This window comes from Mediterraneibacter sp. NSJ-151, assembly GCF_022487435.1.
Lineage (GTDB): Bacteria > Bacillota > Clostridia > Lachnospirales > Lachnospiraceae > Schaedlerella > Schaedlerella hominis.
The window spans coordinates 105,980-127,094 of the sequence record NZ_JAKVPP010000005.1; the positions used below are offsets into that span (position 1 = coordinate 105,980).

The following is a 21,115-nucleotide window of genomic DNA, read 5'->3' on the forward strand; positions in this document are numbered from 1 at the left end:
GAATAATGCAAACACGACTATATACCGATAATATTCCCGTATATTTAGATGTGTACAATTCTCTATATAAGGATATTATGGACGGAACTTATCCACCTGGAGAATATCTCCCTGGAGAAACTGCTCTATCTCAGAAATATGGTGTCAGCAGAAATACTCTTCGGCAAGCTCTTGCTATTTTGCAAGAAGATGGTATGATTATTAAATCTCAAGGAAAAGGAACTTTAATAGCTCCCCATTCTCCATCCTCCCCTACAAATCTTTTGGAACATCCGCTTCTAACCCAATGTAAGCTTCCTATAACAGATACGATACTATCTTATAATTACGGTGCTCCAACGGATATTGCAAGAGATAAACTAGAACTCACAACCTGTGATTTAGTTTTAGCATGCAACTGTGTATTCCATTCCGATCAAACTGTCTTAAGTTATTCCTTCACACAGATTCCGGCAACTTTTTTTGATTTGCTTCTTTTGGACACTGCTCAAGAAGACTCTATTCGTGAAGTTATATTGAAGACATTATTTACACATACAGAACGAATGGACACAACGATTAAATTAATTTATGTTAATCATATGGAAACTGACTTTCTAAAAGTCCCTGAACAAACTCCGGCACTTTTATTAGAATCGATTCATTACACTAAGGAAAATCAACCTCTGGCGCGCAACAAATTTTACGTTTTACCAGAATATTATCAACTACATTTTCCTCTTTATCGCAAATCCAACAGATAGGGGAACCAGATGAGGAGCCGATTGGGACGGAGTTTAATGGCTTTTTGCTCGCAAAAAAAGCCATTAACCTCCGTCCCAATCGGCTCCCATATCTGGTTCTAATCTATTAAATCATTTTGAAAACGTGACAAATGTTCATACGGCAGAATCAGTCGTCCGCGATATAATCCACATCCATCATTAATTAAATTGTTATCCACTGCCCCAAACATATTAACATCTAATTTATTCAGTTCTATTCCCAGCAGAGCCATTCCTCGTTCATATGCTTCATCAAAATATCTGCACTCTCCTTTTGGAATTACGTCTCGCCTTGCACGTTCTTCTTTTTGTTTCTTCTCATATGCTGTATGATTTGCTTGTCCTATTTCTGCAATATCGTCCATTGTTTTTGTTCGAATCTGGACTTCCATAAAGCTTCTGGATGAATTATCAAAAAAAGTAATATGTAACGACTGATAGCCGTTTGCACTTTGATTGGAAATATAATCTCGATAATAAGGTTTCACTTCCTCATTCAGAAGTGGTGATTCACTTATCTTTACACCATATGCCGATTCAGCAGTAAATCCGCGTTCCTCCAAAAATCCCGGCAATACATTTGCAATTTCGTACAAACATTTTAACTCCTCTGCTTTCCGTTTTTCTTCATTTGGATAATGGCATTTTGGCATTGAGATGACAATACGATATGCAATAAAATCACGAAAACAACTCAACCGATCCTTGATTTCTGATACAGACGGATACGTTCCTCTTTCCACATAGTAATCATAAATATATTCTACTATATAACCATTAAACTTTGCCTCTGCCCTAATTAATGATTTAATACGTCCTTTAAAAGTAAATGCAAGGAATGGATATTCTTTTGCCATATATTTATAAAACTCCCGGATTTGCTGTGACTGTGCCGTCAGGAAATCATTATGCTCCAACAGACCTCTGATCTGAAGTAAAAAATTACAATGTGTCAGATCAATCGCATTGTGCGTCCGCTTTGCTTCTTTTCGCAAATCTGCTATGTACTTATCCAGGATACGGAATATGGTATCTCCTGAGTACAGGTAGTCATTTAATTTAATCATGATATCATCCCCTCTGTCAGCATTTATATAGAACAATTTAACCCATATTTCGTCAAAATACAAGCCATTAAACTCCGTCCCTGTCTGGTTCCTGTTTGGTCCCTGTTATAATCCCCATCAATACGCATATACTATTTATATCTCCATCCTCATTAAACAAGACAACTCATTCATGATATTGTCTTGTATACAAGACAATATTGATATATAATTATCTCATATAGAAAGAGGTGACATATATTATGAATCGAGATACTATAAAACAAATCATGATTGATCAAAAAGATATTTATCTCAACAATCCATTAATAACAAGACAGTATTCTCTAGAAACCAATGTCAATTATTGCTTTGTTGGTATCAGAAGAACCGGAAAGTCATATATGATGTATCAACAAATAAAGCAATTAGAAGACAATGGAATTCCCTTGTCCCAAATTGTTTATGTAAATTTTGAAGATGAGCGTCTTTTGGAAATGACTGCTGAAGATCTAAATCTCATTTTAGAAATCGGATTAGAACTATCCGGAACTGATGTCAAACCATATCTATTTTTAGACGAGATTCAAAATATTAACGGATGGGAAAAGTTCGTTCGCAGAATTGCGGATATGAAATATCGAATCAATATTACTGGCAGTAATAGTAAAATGCTAAGTAACGAAATAGCTTCTACTTTAGGTGGGCGCTTTGTTATTATGAATGTTTATCCATATTCTTTCTCTGAATATCTAATTGCAAATAATATGACAAAGAATTATCTGGATGTTATTAGCACCAAAGACAGGGCAGATGTCCAAAATCAATATAACGAATACGTAACTTATGGAGCGTTTCCTGAATTAGTTGAAATAAAGAACAAAAGGGCTTTTTTGAACAGCATCTATCAAACCGTATATCTTGGTGATATTATAACCAGAAATAAAATCACCAACGATTTCGCAATAAGGCTGATTTTAAAGAAAATTGCAGAATCTGTCACAAAACCTTTATCGTATAACCGACTGACTAATATATTAAAAAGTAGTGGAATGTCTATCGGTAAACAAACCGTAATAAACTATGTCAATTATATGACAGACTCCTACCTGCTCTTTACTCTGCAAAACTATGCCGCCAAACTTGTAGAAAAAGAGACTTCTCCTAAGTATTACTTTATGGATACCGGACTTCTAGGACTTATGCTGCTAGACTGCAAATCTGCTCAACTGGAAAATCTTGTTGCAATCGAACTGATGCGACGTTATGGTACCGAAAATGTCTATTTCTTTGAGAATAATGTAGAAATTGACTTTTATGTACCATTAGACAATCTTGCTATCCAGGTCAGTATGCAGGTTCTGGATAACATAGATACAAGAGAACGTGAAACCAGAGCCTTTGTGAAGCTAAATAATTTTATCTCCAACGCCAAATGTATTCTCATTACTAATAGCGAAGAGGCTGTTATTGATTGCGATGGAATCAATATTGAGGTAATTCCTATTTGGAAATGGTTGTTGGATAACTAACCAGACAGGTATAGACCAGACAGGGACGGAGTTTCATGGTCTTTTGCTCAGCAAAAGAACCATGAAACTCCGTCCCTGTCTGGGGCCATACCTATATTCTCTCAATCCGCTTCCATCCGGTCATATCCATTCCCAGCATGCTCTTAATAATCCACACAAAGAATATCATTACCAATATCGGAATCAAACATGAAGTTACGATCATAACCGCCAACGCCTCAATAAAATTATTCAACACATTTTGTATTTTAGCCGTTGTGTCCGATACTCCATCTTTCACTTTGGAAATAAATCCACTCACACCACTACTTTCCTCTTCGTCGCTACTATCTTTGATTTCTTCTGTCGTCTGTTTTGCCGAATCGATTGTTTGCTCAATAGATGTCTGATATGTTGTCTCTATCATATCCGATACCTTTACACTGACCGGCACAATCAGATAGATACCAAGTCCAAATAACACCAACTTATATGCAAACTGCTTCCATATGTTCCGTTTAAATATCTCACTCGCCGAATATAATACACAGGCAATTGGTATTAATATCATAAATGCTGCATAGCCCGTTATCGTCAGCAAATATTTTTCCAAAAATAATGCACATAATACAACCAGAAAATACGAGCTCAAATCTGCCAGTTTTTCCGCAATCGGAGTTCCTGTATCTCCCGGAATCAACGTGATTGCCGCTGAAGCTGCCGTGGAAGCCGCTGTCAATTCCATAACCGTTGTCTTCTTTTCATTCAAAGACTGTATTGTTTTGGCATGATATTCTGTAGATGTTGTGAATCGAGCGAATACAAAAACAGACAATAATGCAATTATTAATGGTATAACTATTTTTATAATTTGCTTTCTTTTGTTATTCATACGCTTCCTTTCATCAAACTGTTTCACTTTTGTACAAAGTATATGCTGTTGTCCCATTCAAATAGATTCCCATTTGCATCCTCTCCTCTGCATTTTGATTTATCCACAGTATAACATAAGTCCTGCAAAATTACTAAAGAAGAATATGAAAAAAACCACCGCCCCCGACGTTCGCAGCCGTCAAAAACAGTGATTCCCGAGTGCGCGATCAGGGGTTCGAACCCTGGACACCCTGATTAAGAGTCAGGTGCTCTACCAACTGAGCTAATCGCGCATCTTTTATTAAATTTGTATGCCTCATCTGTGACACAATAGATATTATATCGGAGGCTTTTAAAAAATGCAAGTATTTTTTTATATTTTTTTCATATTTCGAACATTTTTTTAATTTTTGCACCTATCAAAGGTAATAATTACATTTTCAAACAAGCTACTTTAACATTTTCTTCCTATAGAATTCAAGACCTTGCTTACTTCGTCCAATGAGTCCTTCACACACACCACAATTTTATTCCACTTTACATTACAATATAGCTTTTGACTCAACGCTACTTTCCAGGTTCTGCGTTTTTTCTTCATTTACACATCCCCACAAACACCGCTACTGCTCACTTTAGATTGTGAACAGTAACGTAAGCTTTTTATATTATATGTAACAACTACTTTTTTATTTCCTTGTTGCAATCAACTTATTGATCGGCTGACCTTTTGCTGAAAATTTTGCTTCATACTCGGTCATAATATTGCCTTTATTCATCTCTTCATTGTGATGCAGATCAAAGGTATGTGCAAGCAGCTCCCAGCCTTCTGCTTCTTCTATCTGTTCTAAGGAAAAATCAAACAGCTCTGTGTTGTCTGTCTTAAATTCAACTTTTCCATGCTGAGCAAGGATTCCTTCATATCTTTTCAAAAATTCTTTCGATGTCAGTCTTCGTTTTGCATGTCTTGCTTTTGGCCATGGATCTGAAAAATTCAGATAAATTTTATCCACTTCTTCCGGTGCAAATACTTTATCCAATTCTTTTGCATCCATACAAATAAAACGGATATTTTCAAGTTCTCTGTATTCATCTCTGTCAAATTTTTCCACTGCTCTAAGCAGTACGCTTGAATAACGTTCGATTCCAATATAGTTTACATCTGGATGAGCCAGTGCCATATTTAGCAGAAATTGACCTTTTCCCATCCCAATCTCAATATGAATTGGTTTACTATTCCCAAATACCTTTGCCCACTTTCCTCGTTCTGCCTCCGGCTGATTGATTACCACATCATGTGCCTCTATTGTACTTTCCGCTCTTGGAATATTTCTAAGTCTCATACTGTTTCCTCCTACTATCTAACATTCATCAGGTAATTCTTCGTTTGACCTGCTATTTTCCATCATTTTTATCATTTTTATTTTTAATTTTTTTCATCATATCATAAACCAATCCTACCGGTCAATTTTTGATAATATTTTTTCGCCCTCTGTTTTTCTGGTGATTTTGTATAATTTTATCGTTTGTATTCCGCTATTTTTATTGTATTTTTTTCAAAAAGGTGTATGATAAAAACATCACAAGTAAAAATCAACAAGGGAGGCTTCTTATGGATTCTATTGTAAAAAAACTATCCGAAATCGAATCGGCCGCTTCTTCCATTGTGGAGCATGCTGAGGCACAAAAGGAAGTTTTGGATAAAGAATATCAGGAAAAACGACGGCTCTTTGATATTGAATTAGAAAGTCGTACCATGTCCGAGATTCAAAAGATCCGTGATCATCTGGAAACTGATACACAAAATGTTTTAAATGGTCAAAGTAGTGATAACAATTCTGCAACCATTGCCTTGCAGAAGAATTATAAAGAAAGGCATTCGCAATATGCACAGGAAATCTTAGCACGTATTACGACCGTGTAGATCACAGGTTTTCACATCATTGTTTACATTTTACTATAAGTAACAACACATTTTCATGCAAACGAGGTGACAAACATGGGAAATTTACTGGCATACAGTGGTATTGTAACTAAGATTCGTGCAATGGAAGCAAGGCTTCTGAATGATAAAAATTTCGAAGAAATTGCCGAGCTTCACAGCGTCCCGGAAATTGTTTCTTATCTAAAAGAGAAATCTTCTTACAGCTTTGTATTAAATGATTTGTCTGACGAGCAGCTTCATCGCGGTAATATTGAGAAAGTTTTAATTGGACAATTATATTATGATTATTCTAAAATCTATCGTTTTTGCGGGCTGGAACAACGAAAATTTCTGGAACTTTATGTTTCCCGCTATGAAGTAGATTTGATCAATTATTGCTTCCGTATTGTGATCAATCATTACTCCGAGCCTTTTGATTTAAATTATAAGAAGAATTTCTTCGATAAATATTCTCAGATTTCTATCGATAAACTGATCACATCACGTACAACGGATGAATTAATCGAGAATTTGAAAGATACGGAATATTATGAACCATTGAAGCGATTAAAGGAAAAACCTAACATTACTCTTTTTGATTACGACCTTGCTCTGGATCAATATGCATTTGCCAAGGTCTGGAAAAAGCGAAAAAAAGTTTTAAAGAAAAAAGAGCTTGAGATTCTTACAAGAGATTATGGTTCAAAGATTGATCTGTTAAATCTTCAATGGATTTATCGAGCAAAGAAATATTATGAAATGAAACCGGTAGACATTTATGCATTATTAGTACCGATTCATTATAAACTTTCAACCGAACTTGTTAAAGAACTGGTTGAAGCACCTTCTGTAGAAGAATTTGATCATATTCTACGAAAAACTTCTTACTGGAGGCACTATGATTTCAATGAAACACTAACAATTGAACAGATGTATCGTGATTGTCTTTACCATCTTTACACGGTAGACCGACGCAGGAATCCTTATTCTATTGCTACGCTCAATACGTATCTGTTCTTAAAAGAAGAAGAATTAAGAAAGCTGACAACCGCCATGGAATGTGTGCGTTACCATTTGTCTCCTGGTGAAACGTTAGCGTATATTGGAGGTAAAACTCTATGATTGTAAAAATGAAATTTATCAACATTTCGGGTCCTCGAAATGATATCGACCGCGTGACCGACACATACCTTTCCAAATATGAAATCCAATTGGAATCGGCATTGTCTGAATTAAAAACAGTCGACAATCTCCGACCATTTGTTGAACTCAATCCATATCGGGATGCTCTTAGTATGGCTAATAAATTTGTTGGCTATCTGGACAATCCCGACAAGATCAAACCAGATGCGACACTTGCTCTGGACGATATGTTTGAACTTGTACGTACTGCAAATGAAGAGTATGAACATTTGCAAGAGAAAAAAGAAAAACAGAAGCAGGCTATTGGAGCTGCTCAGCAGAAACAACAGATTATTTCGCCTTTCCAGCCATTGGACTGCAACATTCAAGAGGTTCTGAATTATCGATTTATTGCTTACCGCTTTGGAAAACTTCCTATTGAATATTATCATAAAATGCAGAAATATCTGGCTGATGACCTGGATGCTATTTATGTAGAAGGCGAACGTGATGATACTTATGTATACGGAGCTTACTTCGTATCGCCTGGTGAAGCCCCGAAAGCGGATGCTATTTTCCGTTCGCTTCATTTTGAGCGAATCACTTTAACAGATGAATACAAAGGAACACCTTCACAGGCATATCGAGCACTTTCACGTGAGATTGATAAATCACAAAAAGAGATTGAAGCTCTAAATCAACAAATTGCCGATTTCCTTACAAAACAGGGACCTCAGCTGGTTGCTGCACAAAAACGTCTGCAAGAGCTTTCTAATAACTTTGATGTTCGTAAGATGGCAGCCCGCATGGAAGAAAACAAAGAAGATTATTACATTTTATGCGGATGGATGGCAGAAGATGATGTCGAAAAATTTACAGAAGAAATTAAAAATGATGACAAAGTCTTTGTTGTTGTAGAGGAAGAACGGGATAAATATTTTGGAGAACCGCCAACGAAACTGGAAAATCCAAAATTATTTAAACCTTTTGAAATGTATGTACAGATGTATGGTTTGCCTGCGCACAATGAAATGGATCCTACCATTTTCGTTGCATTGACTTATTCCTTCATCTTTGGTGCAATGTTCGGTGATGTTGGTCAGGGACTTCTCCTCTTGATCGGAGGCGGACTTTTATATCACTTTAAGAAGATTCCTCTGGCAGGAATTGTATCCTGTGCCGGTTTCTTCTCCACCATTTTTGGATTTTTATTCGGAAGCATTTTCGGATTTGAAGATATCATTCAGCCGCTTTGGTTAAGACCAATCGACCATATGACGACATTACCTTTTATCGGTAAGTTAAACACCGTATTTATTGTCGCTGTTGCTTTTGGTATGGGTGTCATTATATTTGCTATGATCCTCCATATTATAAATGCGGCTCGTAGCCACGATGTAGAAGCTACCTGGTTTGATATCAATGGTGTTGCAGGACTTGTATTCTATGCTTCCATTGTAGCTGTTATCGTTTTATTTATGACAGGGCATAAAACCCCTGCCGGATGGGTTCTTGCCATTATGTTTGGCATTCCTCTTCTTTTAATCTTATTCCGTGAGCCACTCACAAAGAAGATTGAAAAGAAAAGTAACAAAATGGAAGAAAGCAAAGCAATGTTCCTCATTCAGGGATTTTTTGAATTATTTGAAACACTGCTCAGCTACTTCTCCAACACCTTGTCCTTTGTCCGTATCGGTGCTTTCGCTGTCAGTCATGCTGCAATGATGGAAGTTGTACTGATGCTTGCCGGTGTCGAAGAGGGTAATCCGAACTGGATCGTCATTGTACTCGGTAACTTGTTCGTGTGTGGTATGGAGGGATTAATCGTCGGTATCCAGGTTCTTCGTCTGGAATATTATGAAATGTTCAGTCGATTCTACAGTGGTTCCGGACATGCATTTTCACCATATTCACAAAAAACTGAATCAAACTCAAAGAAATAAATTATCATTTTATAGGAGGCGTTTATTATGACAACTGCAACAAAACTTATTTTTATCGTCGCTCTCGTACTGAGCATCATCATTCCTTTTGGATATTACTTAATCGGAGAAAAAAACAAAAAACGTTATAAACGTACTATCGGTGTCAACGCATTTTTCTTCTTTGGTGCTTTTGCCATCGCATCGATCATGATGCTTGGCGGACCAACTGTACACGCCGCTGATGCAGCAGCTACTTCCGGTTCACTTGCAACAGGACTTGGATATATCGCAGCCGCTCTTGTTACAGGACTTTCTTGTATCGGTGGCGGTATCGCCGTAGCAAGTGCTGCAAGTGCTGCTCTTGGTGCAATCAGTGAAGATTCCAGCGTACTTGGTAAATCTTTAATTTTCGTAGGTCTTGCAGAAGGTGTTTGTCTGTATGGACTGATTATCTCCTTCATGATTTTAGGAAAGTTGTAAAACACCGCTTGGGCTGCAGGTATTTAATACAGCAGCCGGAATGGAGTATTTTATGAAAATGTATTTAATCAGTGACAACGTCGACACCTATACCGGCATGCGTCTTGCCGGCGTAGATGGTGTTGTTGTCCATGAACGTGACGAACTTCGTGAAGAATTGGAGAAGGTCTTGCTCGACAAAACAATTGGTATCGTCCTCCTGACAGAAAAATTCGGTCAGGAATTTCCAGACATCATTGATCAATTCCGTCTGGAGCGAAAGATGCCTCTTTTGATCGAGATTCCTGACCGACATGGTACCGGACGAAAGAAAGACTTTATCACTTCTTATATCACAGAAGCAATCGGATTAAAATTATAGGGAGGTAGTACCTTGACTTTAGAAGAAAAAATTGCACATTTACAGGCGACCTCCATGGAGGAGGCCCGGGCTCAGGGCAATGAGATTATTGACTCGTACCGGGATGCTCTTGAAAAAGTATTACAGGATCACAAAGTAGAAGCTCAAAGACAATCTGAGATCCGTATTAAAACAGAGACGATCAATGCAAAACAGCAGATCAATCAATCGCTTGCCAAAGCACAGCTTGACTTAAAACGTGAGCAGAGCAAAATCCAGCAGGATCTGAAAGATAAGATTTTTAAAGAGACTCTGGAGCTTGTCCATGATTATATGAATTCAGCAGATTATCCGGATTTCTTGATTCGCTGTATCCGGGATGCTCTTACATTTGCGAACGGATCTTCTATGACGATTTATATTAACCCGTCAGATGAATCCTTAAAATCCTCTCTGGAGAAAGCTACGGGCACACAGCTTACAATCAGTACAGAAGATTTTATTGGTGGAGTCCGCTGTGTCATCCGCGACAGAAATATTTTGATCGATCATTCATTTAAAACACAATTACGAGATGAATATGATAAATTCTTATTCTCAGGAGGTGACGGAATTGCTTAATACTGCTACAATCTACGGAATCAATGGTCCCGTCATTTATCTGAAGGGAAATACAGGATTTCGCATGTCCGAGATGGTTTATGTAGGAAAGGAAAAACTTGTCGGAGAAGTAATTGCCCTGACAAAAGATATGACAACTGTCCAGGTGTATGAAGAGACCAGCGGTCTACGTCCCGGCGAGGAAGTCGTTGCCAGCGGAAGTGCCGTATCAGTCACCCTTGCCCCTGGAATCTTAAATAATATTTTTGATGGTATCGAACGTCCTCTTGAAGAAATCGCCAAGAGCGGCGGAGCTTTTATCACTCGCGGTGTCACTGTTGATTCTCTGGACCGTGAAAAGAAATGGGAAGCACACATCACCGTAAAAGAAGGAGATTTTCTTCGTGGCGGAGATATTATCGCAGAGGTTCCGGAGACTCGTGCCATCGTTCATAAATGCATGGTTCCACCGGAAGTGGAAGGAACCGTTGTCCATGTTGTTCCCGACGGAGCTTACACAATTGATGAGACTCTTATTACTCTGCAATTAAATGACGGCACTACAAAAGAACTTACTATGACACAACGCTGGCCTATCCGAGTTGCAAGACCAACTCATCATCGTTTTCCGGCTTCTACTCCGCTGATTACAGGACAGAGAATCATTGATACGATGTTCCCAATTGCAAAAGGCGGAACTGCTGCTGTCCCTGGTGGATTTGGTACCGGTAAAACAATGACTCAGCATCAGATTGCCAAATGGTCTAATGCCGACATCATCATCTATATCGGTTGTGGCGAACGAGGCAACGAAATGACGCAGGTTCTGGAAGAATTCAGCCAGTTGGTAGATCCTCGAAGCGGTAACCCTTTGATGGACCGTACCACATTGATTGCCAACACTTCCAACATGCCTGTAGCCGCACGTGAAGCTTCTATTTACACGGGATTGACACTGGCTGAATATTATCGCGATATGGGATATGATGTAGCGATTATGGCTGACTCTACATCTCGTTGGGCTGAAGCGCTTAGAGAACTTTCCGGACGTCTGGAGGAAATGCCTGCCGAGGAAGGTTTCCCCGCTTATCTTGCATCCCGTCTGTCAGCTTTTTACGAGCGTGCCGGTATGATGCATAACTTAAATGGAACAGATGGTTCTGTTACTATCATTGGTGCAGTATCACCTCAGGGTGGTGATTTCTCTGAACCGGTAACGCAGAATACCAAACGATTTGTCCGCTGCTTCTGGGGACTGGATAAAAGTCTTGCTTATGCGAGACATTTCCCGGCAATCCACTGGCTGACAAGCTACAGCGAATATCTGGGAGATTTATCACCTTGGTATCAGGATCATGTTTCTCCTAAATTTGTGGACTACCGCAACCGCCTGATGGCACTTTTAAATTCAGAGAGCAGTCTTTTGGAGATTGTCAAGCTGATTGGTAGTGATGTACTTCCTGATGACCAGAAGCTGATTCTTGAAATCGCACGTGTTATCCGTCTTGGATTCCTGCAGCAAAATGCATTCCACAAAGATGATACCTGCGTTTCACTGGAAAAACAGTTTCTTATGATGGATACGATTTTGTATCTTTACAAACAGGCAAGAGCTCTTGTAACTATGGGGCATCCAATGTCTGTTCTCAAATCAGAAAATATATTTGACCGCGTTATCGCCATCAAATATGATGTGCCGAATGACCGGCTTGAAATGTTTAAACAGTATCATCGTGATATTGACGCGTTCTATCAACATGTACTGGAAAAGAATGCATAAGGAGGAAACTATACTATGTCAATTGAATATTTAGGCTTAAGCAGTATCAATGGTCCTCTTGTTGCACTGGAGGGCATACAGGACGCTTTTTATGATGAAATCGTAGAATTTGTCGTAGATGGAACAGAACGTAAAATCGGACGTATTATTGAACTTTATGAAGACAAAGCCGTCATTCAGGTTTTTGAAGGTTCCGAAAATATGTCTTTAAAAAATACACATACCAAACTGACCGGTCATCCGATGGAGATTGCATTATCCCCGGATATGCTTGGCCGCACCTTCAATGGTATCGGACAGCCAATCGATGACCTCGGTCCAATCCATTCTTCATTAAAACGAGATGTCAACGGACTTCCTTTAAATCCGGTAGAACGTGAATATCCACGTAACTATATCCGTACCGGTATTTCTGCGATTGATGGATTAACCACTTTGATTCGTGGACAAAAGCTTCCGATTTTCTCAGGAAATGGACTTCCACACGACCAGCTTGCCGCACAAATTGTAAAACAGGCTTCTCTGGGAGAAAATTCCGACGAACAGTTTGCGATTGTATTTGCCGCAATGGGTGTTAAGCATGATGTTGCTGATTTCTTCCGCCGCACTTTTGAAGACAGCGGAGTTGCCGACCACGTAGCCATGTTTTTGAATATGGCAAACGATCCGGTAGTGGAGCGTCTGATCACACCGAAGGTTGCATTGACCGTTGCCGAATATCTTGCATTTGAGCAAAATATGCATATCCTCGTTATCCTTACCGACATGACTTCTTTCGCAGAAGCAATGCGAGAGGTTTCATCATCAAAAGGAGAAATCCCAAGCCGTAAAGGATTCCCAGGATATTTGTACAGTGAACTGGCAACTATTTATGAACGTGCCGGCATCGTAAAAGGTGTGAATGGTTCTGTTACCCAACTCCCGATCCTCACAATGCCAAATGATGATATCACACATCCAATCCCTGACCTGACCGGATATATCACCGAAGGGCAGATCGTATTAGAGCGACAATTGCATGGACAGTCCATTTATCCACCGATCAATATTCTTCCATCTCTGTCACGTCTGATGAAAGATGGTATCGGTAAAGGATATACAAGAGAAGATCATCAAGATCTCGCCAATCAGCTCTTCTCTGCTTATGCAAAAGTTGGAGATGCCCGTAACCTAGCCTCTGTTATCGGCGAGGATGAGCTTTCTCCAATCGACAAAAAATATTTGGAATTTGGTAAAGAATTTGAAACCCGTTACATCGGACAAGGCGTAAATGAAAACCGGACAATAGAAGAAACCTTAGACCTCGGTTGGGAACTGCTTGGCAGATTGCCAAAAGAAGAGTTAGACCGTGTAGATACTAAAATTCTGGATAAATACTATCATCCTATGCAGACTGAGGAAGAATAGCTTTTCATCTTTAACATCAATGCACTATCAATTTTTCAGATGAAAGGAGGGATTTCATGGATCCTCGTACATTTCCCACAAAAGGAAATCTGATGCTTGCCAAAAATTCTTTGGCATTGGCACAGCAAGGCTACGATCTGATGGACAAAAAACGAAACATCCTGATCCGGGAGCTGATGGATCTTATCGACGAAGCCCGCGATATTCAGGACGAGATTGATTCGACCTTTACCTATGCATACCAATGTCTGCAGCGTGCAAATATCGAACATGGAATTAACCTGGTTTCCCAGCTTGCATATACAGTTCCAATCGAAAATTCTATTGTGATACAGACTCGAAGTATTATGGGTACGGAGATTCCCCATGTAAAATATACTCCCGCCAATGTTATGCCAACCTATTCATTTAGCACAACTAGGGAGTCCATCGACCTTGCCACAAAGGCGTTTCAGAAGGTAAAAGATTTGACCGTTAAATTATCTATGGTCGAAAATGCAGCTTATCGTCTTGCAACAAACATAAAGAAGACACAGAAGCGCGCAAATGCACTTCAAAATATTACAATTCCGATGTATACAAATCTTGTTTATACGATTAGTAATGCATTGGAAGAAAAAGAACGTGAAGAATTCACACGTCTAAAAGTTATCAAACGCATGAAAGAAAAGAAGGGTTAGGGCACTTGCTCCACCCTTCTTTTCTTATTGGTTTTTCAAATCATCTGCTATTTTCTTTTCTTTCTTGGCTTTCCATGAGTCTTTTTCGTTGTTCTTATGTTTCCGTCAAACTCAAACACTGCCACTCCATATCCGGCTAATGGGTATGCGAATGAATAATCCTGTCCATCGCATTCCTGTTTCGTTGCGCGGACTACAGAACCTATTTTTCTGTCCTGTCCACCATATCTCTGATCTTCACTATCCAAAATTAATTTATACTGACATCCTCTTGGTACTCCGACACGATAATCCGGACGTTCTACCGGAGTAAAGTTACATATGAATAATAAACTCTTCTTTCTATCCTTTGAATATCTTACAAAACTGAAAATACTTCTGAATACATCGTCTTTATTGATCCACTGGAAGCCACTTGGCTGCGTATCTAATTCATACAATGCTTTCTGGTCTCTATACAAATGAAGTAAATCCTGTACCCAGTTCTGAATATGCTGATGTGGTTCTTCCGCCAGCAGATACCAGTCTAATTCACGTTCCTCACTCCACTCACGAAGCTGTGCAAATTCCTGTCCCATAAACAATAGCTTCTTACCAGGATGCCCTGCCATAAATGCATATGCCACTTTCAGGTTACGGAACTTGTCCAATCCTTCTCCCGGCATCTTATTCAACATAGAGCATTTCAAATGAACAACTTCATCATGAGACAATACAAGAATATAGTCTTCACTATAAGCATACTCCATTGAGAATGTCATCATATAATGTGCATTTTTACGGAACAGCGGATCCAGTTTCATATATTCTGTAAAATCATGCATCCAGCCCATATTCCATTTTAAGCTAAATCCAAGGCTATCCTTCTCCGGATCTCCTGTCACCTTCGGCCATGCAGTAGACTCTTCTGCAATCATTACACTGCCATGATTTCTGCCAAGTACCACTGAATTCAGATGTTTAAAGAACTGAATTGCTTCCAGATTCTCATTGCCGCCGAATTTATTCGGTATCCACTGTCCGGCTTCTTTTCCATAATCTAAATACAACATAGATGCTACTGCATCTACACGTAATCCATCTACATGGAAATGTTCAATCCAGAATAATGCACTTCCAATCAAAAAGTTCTGTACTTCTGGTTTTTCATAATCAAAAATCTTTGTTCCCCAATCAGGATGTTCTCCCTTTCTTGGGTCTGCATATTCAAACAATGGCTGTCCGTCAAAATCAGCCAGCCCATGTGCATCTTTTGGAAAATGTGCCGGTACCCAGTCAAGAATAACACCAATATCATTCTTATGCAGATAATCAATCATATAAGCAAAATCTTCCGGCGTTCCATAACGAGAAGTCGGTGCATAATATCCTGTCACCTGATAACCCCAGGAGCCATCATATGGATACTCCGAAATTCCCATCAGCTCCACGTGTGTATATCCCATATCCTTTACATATTCCGAGATTCTCTCTGCAAATTCACGATATGTATAGAATCCTTCATCTTCTCTTCCCGGATGTCTCATCCAAGAACCCATATGCACTTCATAAATAGACATTGGGTTCGTTTTCTCATCCCACTTTTCTCGTTTCTTCATCCATGAAGAATCACTCCAATTCAAATTCGAAATATCGGTGATCCTAGATGCATTCCCCGGTCTGAGTTCTGCATAATTTGCAAATGGATCTGCCTTATCAATTTTTGCCCCGTTCTGTGTCTCAATACAGAATTTGTACAACTGTCCTTCTTTTGCACCCGGTACAAGTTTTGTATAAATTCCCATTGGATCATGACGCTGCATCATGTCAGCATTTAAATCCCACTCATTAAATTCTCCAATTACAGACACGCTCTTTGCATGTGGTGCCCACACTGCAAAGTACACACCCTTGACTCCATCTACTGTAACCAGATGTGCACCCATCTTTTTATATAATTCATAGTGTGTTCCATTTCCAAACAAATATTGGTCCAACTCCCCAATTTCGTATGGCTGAACTGTCTTTTCCTCTGTCATATTGTTTGCCATAAAGCCACCTCGCAACTCGTATTTTATATAATCTTATTATACTTGATATGATAGAAAAATAAAAGAGAAAAGCGTGTCGAATCGAGAGTTTTAGCGTGTTTTTTCTAAAATTTTTAACATTTTTCTTTAATTGTTTTTACTATAAAGATACTTGATTTTATAACTAAAAGACAATGTCAGATAAAACGAAAAAATTCTCTGATAAAAGAAAAAAAGAGGTTGTCTCATCACTTTTTTCAGTGATAAAACAACCTCTTTTTTATTGCTCTTATATTAAATATGGAAATCTTTTTCTGTCAGCAGAATTCGATCTGCTTCATCTGTACCTTTTCCAAATACACGTTTTACAAGTTTTCTTGCAGATGCCTTCTTTGAATGTTCCATTGCCTCATCCATAATTTCTTTTACTTCAGCAACTGTTACAAAATGATCTTCTCTTTGTAATGCATCAATACGACTATATAAAGCAAGCAATCCCATCTCATCAATACGGTAACCATTTTCCTGTGCATAAGTCTGACCAAATGTTACCAACTCATCATTAATAAAAATCGGAACCTCCAGGCGGCTTGTAAATTTCTTTCGGAACTCACGGTTAGAAGATAACAATCTATCCAGTGGTTTTCTCTGATCTTCTAATACGATAAGAAGTTCTCCTGTATCCTGTTCCATAACTTTATTTAATTTTGCAACTGTTCTTTCATTAAGCTTACCTGCTTTTTCAATAATGAGGGCCCCGCCATATAACTTACGGAAAATCTCTCCTATTTTCTTCTTATTCAACGATTCTCCGGTTACAATAGCAACCTTACCCTGATGAATATTTCTCTGTCTCTGAATTGCCTTTACAACATCTACTGCCAGAACAGTTTTACCATTTCCCTTGTTACCAATGATCAACAAGTTTCCTGTTCTTGATGTTCCACGTCTATTTGTACAATTTTTATCCTGTTCCAAAACATCTACTAACTGCTCACTCATTCCTCGAACAGGAACGAAGTAAGAGAATAATCTCTTCTGATCTGCTGTTAATTCTGTTTTTTTCTTTCCTGATTCTGAAAGTAACTCATGTCTGTTATGAACAAGGAATCCTGTATCAGAAATAGATAATGCATTAGAAATCTCATCCAATGGAAGCGGTGCTGTCTTACCTGTAGCAATTAATTTTGCTGTTTCTTTTCTACTAAGCGGTGCTGTCTTAGAAAGGAAATTAACACCAGCATCATCATCTTCATCATCCATCAAGCGATCGTCATATTCATCATTTGATGACTGCGGACGGAATTCTGCTTCGAATTGTGCTGCTGCATCAGCTGCACCATATTCTTCATCATCCTCGTATTCATATTCGTCTTCGTATTCATCTTCTGGATACTCGTCGTCCTCGTACTCGTCTTCGTATTCCTCTTCCGGATACTCGTCATCCTCGTACTCGTCTTCGTATTCTTCTTCCGGATACTCGTCATCCTCGTACTCGTCTTCGTATTCCTCTTCCGGATACTCGTCATCCTCGTACTCGTCTTCGTATTCCTCTTCCGGATACTCGTCATCCTCGTACTCGTCTTCGTATTCCTCTTCCGGATACTCGTCGTATTCGTCTTCGTATTCTTCTTCCGGATACTCGTCGTCCTCGTACTCGTCTTCGTATTCTTCTTCCGGATACTCATCGTCCTCATACTCGTCTTCGTATTCTTCTTCCGGATACTCATCGTCCTCATACTCTGGCGAATCAATTTCTGTTTCTTGTTCAAAAGCCTCTTCTTCCAGAGCAATTGCATCAACCTCGTCCGAAATATCATCTTCCATATCCGGATAAAGATCTCCAAGCTCATCTGAATAATCTTCTTCTGCTTCAAACGACGCAAAACGATCATCCATAATTCTTTCAAATTCCTGAGTATAACCTCCCTGTGGTTGAACAGCTTCCAAACTTTCTTCTTCCTCTACCGGAAATTCATCTGCATATTCATCTTCATACTCATCTTCATATTCATCTGAGTCATCTACCCTTAACATGTCCATTTCCTGTTCCATGTTATCTTCTGGCATACGCTCCTGCATTTTGGAAGCAGATGTGCTGCTTTCTGACATTGGTTCTTCATCTTCTCTTGGAATTACACCTTCAATCTCGTCTATCAGACGTTGTATGTCTGGTGGTAAGATTGGCTCTCCTGTCTTTCTTTCTACGCTCATTGTTTCCTCTTTCTCAGGCTCTGCCTGCTTGATATCCTTCACAGACTCAGCTTCATTCAATGCTTCATCTATTTTTTCTACCGATTCCGCTTTATTATCTAAATTTTCTTCAAATGCATCTGTCAGCTCATCATCTGACCATTCTTCTGCCGAATCTAAATTCAAAATATCTTCTTCTGATATTTCCTCTGTTTCTTCAGCTTCCGGTTCTTCTTCGAGGATTTCTTCCTCTTCCGGTTCGATAATCTCCTCGGCTTCTGGCTCTTCCTCGATGACTTCTTCAGCTTCCGGTTCAATAATCTCCTCGGCTTCCGGTTCTTCAAATTCTTCCGCTTCTGCCAAGGCATCCTCTTCATCCCATGCAGCAAACAATTCTTCAAGGCTCATTCTTGCTGTCACTTGATTATCCAGCTGATCTTCTTCCTCATCTTCCGGCTCAATATATTTTGCCTCAAGGACCTGTTCTACTTCGAAAATTTCATCCTCATCTATCGTTTCTTCCTCAGCATATTCTGGTTCAATAACTTCCTCGGCTTCCGGCTCTTCTTCGATAATTTCTTCCTCTTCCGGTTCAATAATCTCCTCGGCTTCCGGCTCTTCCTCGATAATTTCTTCCTCTTCCGGTTCGATAATCTCTTCGGCTTCCGGCTCTTCCTCGATAATTTCTTCCTCTTCCGGTTCAATAATCTCCTCGGCTTCCGGCTCTTCCTCGATAATTTCTTCCTCTTTCGGTTCGATAATCTCTTCGGCTTCCGGCTCTTCCTCGAGGATTTCTTCCTCTTCCGGTTCGATGATCTCCTCGGCTTCCGGTTCTTCCTCGATGATTTCTTCCTCTTCCGGTTCGATAATCTCCTCGGCTTCTGGTTCTTCCTCGATAGCTTCCTCGGTTCCACCATACATAGCTATTATCTCTTCCGGCGACATTTCTACTGTATCATCCAGATTCATTGGCAATGTATCATCCAGATTTACTGTCGTTTCAGGTTTAGATTTTAATTTTTTCATACTAAGTTCTTCCAAATCTGAATCAACCTTGACATCTTTCACTGCTTCCAGCGCTTTTTTCTGTACTCGCTTCTGTTCTACCCTCTGCACCAGACTTAAATCTACAACATCTTCAATATCTTCAATTGCATCATTCAAATCTGACAAATCATCATCTTTTTTCTCAGCTTCTTCGTCTGAACTTTCTCTAGAACCGCTATCTGAACCACCAATGTGTAATAAAGCCTTCAATGCCTCATCTAAACGCATTGTATTACCGATTTTTTTCTTCTCCGGTTGTTTCTCCTCGACTTCTGATTCTGTTTTTACTTCAACGGAATCTGCTTTTGGATCAAGCACCTGTTCCTTCACGTCTTCGGAAGATTCTGTTTTTTCTGCAATTTCTTCCGACTCTTGTTCTTCTTTTTCCTCTAACTTCTCTTGCTCCACAGTTTCTGTCTCTGCTGCTTTTCTTATCGACTCTGTTAATGAATCAATTGAAGTAGGCTCAAAAGAATCTGCTTCTCCTAAAATCTCTGCTTTCGCTTTTGCACGAACCTCTGCTTTTACAACATCCTCATCTACAAATTTGTTCGCTAAAGTTTCTTCAACTACCGGAATCTTAATATCCTGTTCACTCTCTGCTGATTTATCTGATTCTGCTTTTTCCTCTGTCTTAACTGCATCTTCCTCAGTCTGCTCTTGTGTTGTAGTAACAGATTTCGCTGCCACCTTAACACCATTCTCATCCACGTTATTTAAATCAGGTAATTCTTCTGTAGTAGTTCCTGGCTTTTCGTATCTTCTATTATACTTTTCCTGCTGTGATGGTGTCAGCGGTTTATAACGCATCTTCAGTTCCATCGCCTGATATACATATTTTCCTTCGCTGAACCATAAAATCAGATCATCACACTCTTCCAGACACTCCGTAATCTTGCCTGCCCGTTCGTATAATTTAGCAAGCTCATATGCCCACTCTTCCACATACTCTGCCTTTTTAAATGATTCGAGTGCATCAATCTGTTGCTCGATCGGAGCTCTCTGTACTTTTAAAATCTGGTATTTTAAAATATACTGATTTGGATCCTTCGGTGCAATATGAAGGAACTCATCATAATAATCTATTGCCTCATCTACATTTCTTGTTTTTAATGCAAGTGTACACAGGCGATATACGATCTTTCTACTTCCTTCTGCCCTATGATAAGCAATTTTCAAGACTTCGAAACTCTTATGATAATCTCTGCTTTTTTCATATATGTCACTTACATTCATCAGCATTGTAGTATTACGAACTCTTCGCCAGTCAATACTATCTGCAAGTTCTGCTGCTCTGCTGTATGCACCATCTTCCATCAGTTCAAGCATTTGTTCTGTCTTCAGCTTATACTCATACTTGTCCACTGTACTCACCTCGTAAACTTACTCTGTCGTTTCTTTCTCTAAATTATTTATA

At 39.1% G+C, this 21,115-nt stretch carries 16 protein-coding genes and 1 tRNA gene; 11 read left to right on the forward strand and 6 right to left on the reverse strand.

From position 1 onward, the window contains the following. Positions 1–5: 5 nt before the first annotated feature. Entirely contained in the window at positions 6–743 is a 738-nt protein-coding gene (locus tag LQE94_RS06675) for a GntR family transcriptional regulator (protein ID WP_118738265.1), read from the forward strand. 98 nt (positions 744–841) lie between these two features. Here the strand turns inward: LQE94_RS06675 and LQE94_RS06680 are convergent, their stop codons facing one another. After that, complete coding sequence (locus LQE94_RS06680; RefSeq protein ID WP_118738266.1) at positions 842–1,831, reverse strand: bifunctional (p)ppGpp synthetase/guanosine-3',5'-bis(diphosphate) 3'-pyrophosphohydrolase; 990 nt, start codon at positions 1,829–1,831, stop codon at positions 842–844. A 242-nt stretch (positions 1,832–2,073) separates the two neighbouring features. Here LQE94_RS06680 and LQE94_RS06685 point away from each other — a divergent pair, with 242 nt between their 5' ends. Next, on the forward strand, positions 2,074–3,342 hold the full coding sequence (locus LQE94_RS06685) for an ATP-binding protein (RefSeq protein WP_118738267.1): 1,269 nt from the start codon (positions 2,074–2,076) through the stop codon (positions 3,340–3,342). A gap of 91 nt (positions 3,343–3,433) precedes the next feature. On the opposite strand, the gene LQE94_RS06690 is transcribed toward LQE94_RS06685, so the two are convergent. The 3 genes from LQE94_RS06690 to trmB all read right to left on the reverse strand — a co-directional run bounded on the left by LQE94_RS06690 (position 3,434) and on the right by trmB (position 5,534). Beyond that, the gene (locus LQE94_RS06690; RefSeq protein ID WP_118738272.1) at positions 3,434–4,213 is read right to left on the reverse strand and encodes a hypothetical protein; all 780 of its coding nucleotides are present in this window, start codon (positions 4,211–4,213) and stop codon (positions 3,434–3,436) included. A gap of 201 nt (positions 4,214–4,414) precedes the next feature. Then, a tRNA-Lys gene (locus LQE94_RS06695) sits at positions 4,415–4,487 on the reverse strand. 393 nt (positions 4,488–4,880) lie between these two features. After that, positions 4,881–5,534, reverse strand: coding sequence for a tRNA (guanosine(46)-N7)-methyltransferase TrmB (trmB, locus tag LQE94_RS06700; RefSeq protein WP_118738268.1), 654 nt, complete (start codon positions 5,532–5,534; stop codon positions 4,881–4,883). 269 nt (positions 5,535–5,803) lie between these two features. On the opposite strand from trmB, the gene LQE94_RS06705 reads away from it, so the two are divergent. The 9 genes from LQE94_RS06705 (at position 5,804) to LQE94_RS06745 (ending at position 14,449) form a co-directional block, all read left to right on the forward strand. Further along, positions 5,804–6,115, forward strand: coding sequence for a hypothetical protein (locus LQE94_RS06705; protein WP_022075707.1), 312 nt, complete (start codon positions 5,804–5,806; stop codon positions 6,113–6,115). Between the two features lie 75 nt (positions 6,116–6,190). Continuing rightward, the gene (locus LQE94_RS06710) at positions 6,191–7,237 is read left to right on the forward strand and encodes a V0D/AC39 family V-type ATPase subunit (RefSeq protein WP_022075708.1); all 1,047 of its coding nucleotides are present in this window, start codon (positions 6,191–6,193) and stop codon (positions 7,235–7,237) included. Continuing rightward, positions 7,234–9,180 (forward strand): V-type ATP synthase subunit I, encoded by a 1,947-nt coding sequence (locus tag LQE94_RS06715; RefSeq protein WP_118738269.1) that lies wholly within the window; start codon positions 7,234–7,236, stop codon positions 9,178–9,180. The genes LQE94_RS06710 and LQE94_RS06715 overlap by 4 nt, the downstream gene beginning before the upstream one ends. A gap of 27 nt (positions 9,181–9,207) precedes the next feature. Next, positions 9,208–9,642: an ATP synthase subunit C gene (locus LQE94_RS06720; protein ID WP_022075710.1), complete on the forward strand. Its 435-nt coding sequence runs from the start codon at positions 9,208–9,210 to the stop codon at positions 9,640–9,642. 52 nt (positions 9,643–9,694) lie between these two features. After that, positions 9,695–10,003 carry a V-type ATP synthase subunit F gene (locus tag LQE94_RS06725; RefSeq protein WP_022075711.1) on the forward strand — a complete coding sequence of 103 codons (309 nt, stop codon included), beginning with the start codon at positions 9,695–9,697 and terminating at the stop codon, positions 10,001–10,003. Between the two features lie 12 nt (positions 10,004–10,015). Next, positions 10,016–10,603 (forward strand): V-type ATP synthase subunit E, encoded by a 588-nt coding sequence (locus LQE94_RS06730; protein WP_240577292.1) that lies wholly within the window; start codon positions 10,016–10,018, stop codon positions 10,601–10,603. Continuing rightward, positions 10,596–12,362: a V-type ATP synthase subunit A gene (locus tag LQE94_RS06735; protein WP_118724486.1), complete on the forward strand. Its 1,767-nt coding sequence runs from the start codon at positions 10,596–10,598 to the stop codon at positions 12,360–12,362. The genes LQE94_RS06730 and LQE94_RS06735 overlap by 8 nt, the downstream gene beginning before the upstream one ends. A 15-nt stretch (positions 12,363–12,377) precedes the next feature. After that, positions 12,378–13,769, forward strand: a complete 1,392-nt coding sequence (locus tag LQE94_RS06740; RefSeq protein WP_022075714.1) for a V-type ATP synthase subunit B — start codon at positions 12,378–12,380, stop codon at positions 13,767–13,769. 56 nt (positions 13,770–13,825) lie between these two features. Then, positions 13,826–14,449 carry a V-type ATP synthase subunit D gene (locus LQE94_RS06745; protein WP_022075715.1) on the forward strand — a complete coding sequence of 208 codons (624 nt, stop codon included), beginning with the start codon at positions 13,826–13,828 and terminating at the stop codon, positions 14,447–14,449. A 47-nt stretch (positions 14,450–14,496) separates the two neighbouring features. On the opposite strand, the gene glgB is transcribed toward LQE94_RS06745, so the two are convergent. Beyond that, positions 14,497–16,479 carry a 1,4-alpha-glucan branching protein GlgB gene (gene glgB, locus LQE94_RS06750; RefSeq protein WP_240577293.1) on the reverse strand — a complete coding sequence of 661 codons (1,983 nt, stop codon included), beginning with the start codon at positions 16,477–16,479 and terminating at the stop codon, positions 14,497–14,499. Positions 16,480–16,752: 273 nt separating this feature from the next. Next, positions 16,753–21,063 (reverse strand): hypothetical protein, encoded by a 4,311-nt coding sequence (locus LQE94_RS06755; RefSeq protein ID WP_240577294.1) that lies wholly within the window; start codon positions 21,061–21,063, stop codon positions 16,753–16,755. Positions 21,064–21,115: the final 52 nt, after the last annotated feature.

Bases quoted from the DNA above. Each gene is read 5' to 3' on its own strand.
- trmB (WP_118738268.1), bottom strand. From the start codon at position 5,534: ATGAGACTTAGAAATATTCCAAGAGCGGAAAGTACAATAGAGGCACAT.
- LQE94_RS06710 (WP_022075708.1), top strand. From the start codon at position 6,191: ATGGGAAATTTACTGGCATACAGTGGTATTGTAACTAAGATTCGTGCA.
- glgB (WP_240577293.1), bottom strand. From the start codon at position 16,479: ATGGCAAACAATATGACAGAGGAAAAGACAGTTCAGCCATACGAAATT.
- LQE94_RS06675 (WP_118738265.1), top strand. From the start codon at position 6: ATGCAAACACGACTATATACCGATAATATTCCCGTATATTTAGATGTG.
- LQE94_RS06720 (WP_022075710.1), top strand. From the start codon at position 9,208: ATGACAACTGCAACAAAACTTATTTTTATCGTCGCTCTCGTACTGAGC.
- LQE94_RS06705 (WP_022075707.1), top strand. From the start codon at position 5,804: ATGGATTCTATTGTAAAAAAACTATCCGAAATCGAATCGGCCGCTTCT.
- LQE94_RS06690 (WP_118738272.1), bottom strand. From the start codon at position 4,213: ATGAATAACAAAAGAAAGCAAATTATAAAAATAGTTATACCATTAATA.
- LQE94_RS06680 (WP_118738266.1), bottom strand. From the start codon at position 1,831: ATGATTAAATTAAATGACTACCTGTACTCAGGAGATACCATATTCCGT.
- LQE94_RS06685 (WP_118738267.1), top strand. From the start codon at position 2,074: ATGAATCGAGATACTATAAAACAAATCATGATTGATCAAAAAGATATT.
- LQE94_RS06740 (WP_022075714.1), top strand. From the start codon at position 12,378: ATGTCAATTGAATATTTAGGCTTAAGCAGTATCAATGGTCCTCTTGTT.
- LQE94_RS06745 (WP_022075715.1), top strand. From the start codon at position 13,826: ATGGATCCTCGTACATTTCCCACAAAAGGAAATCTGATGCTTGCCAAA.
- LQE94_RS06715 (WP_118738269.1), top strand. From the start codon at position 7,234: ATGATTGTAAAAATGAAATTTATCAACATTTCGGGTCCTCGAAATGAT.
- LQE94_RS06725 (WP_022075711.1), top strand. From the start codon at position 9,695: ATGAAAATGTATTTAATCAGTGACAACGTCGACACCTATACCGGCATG.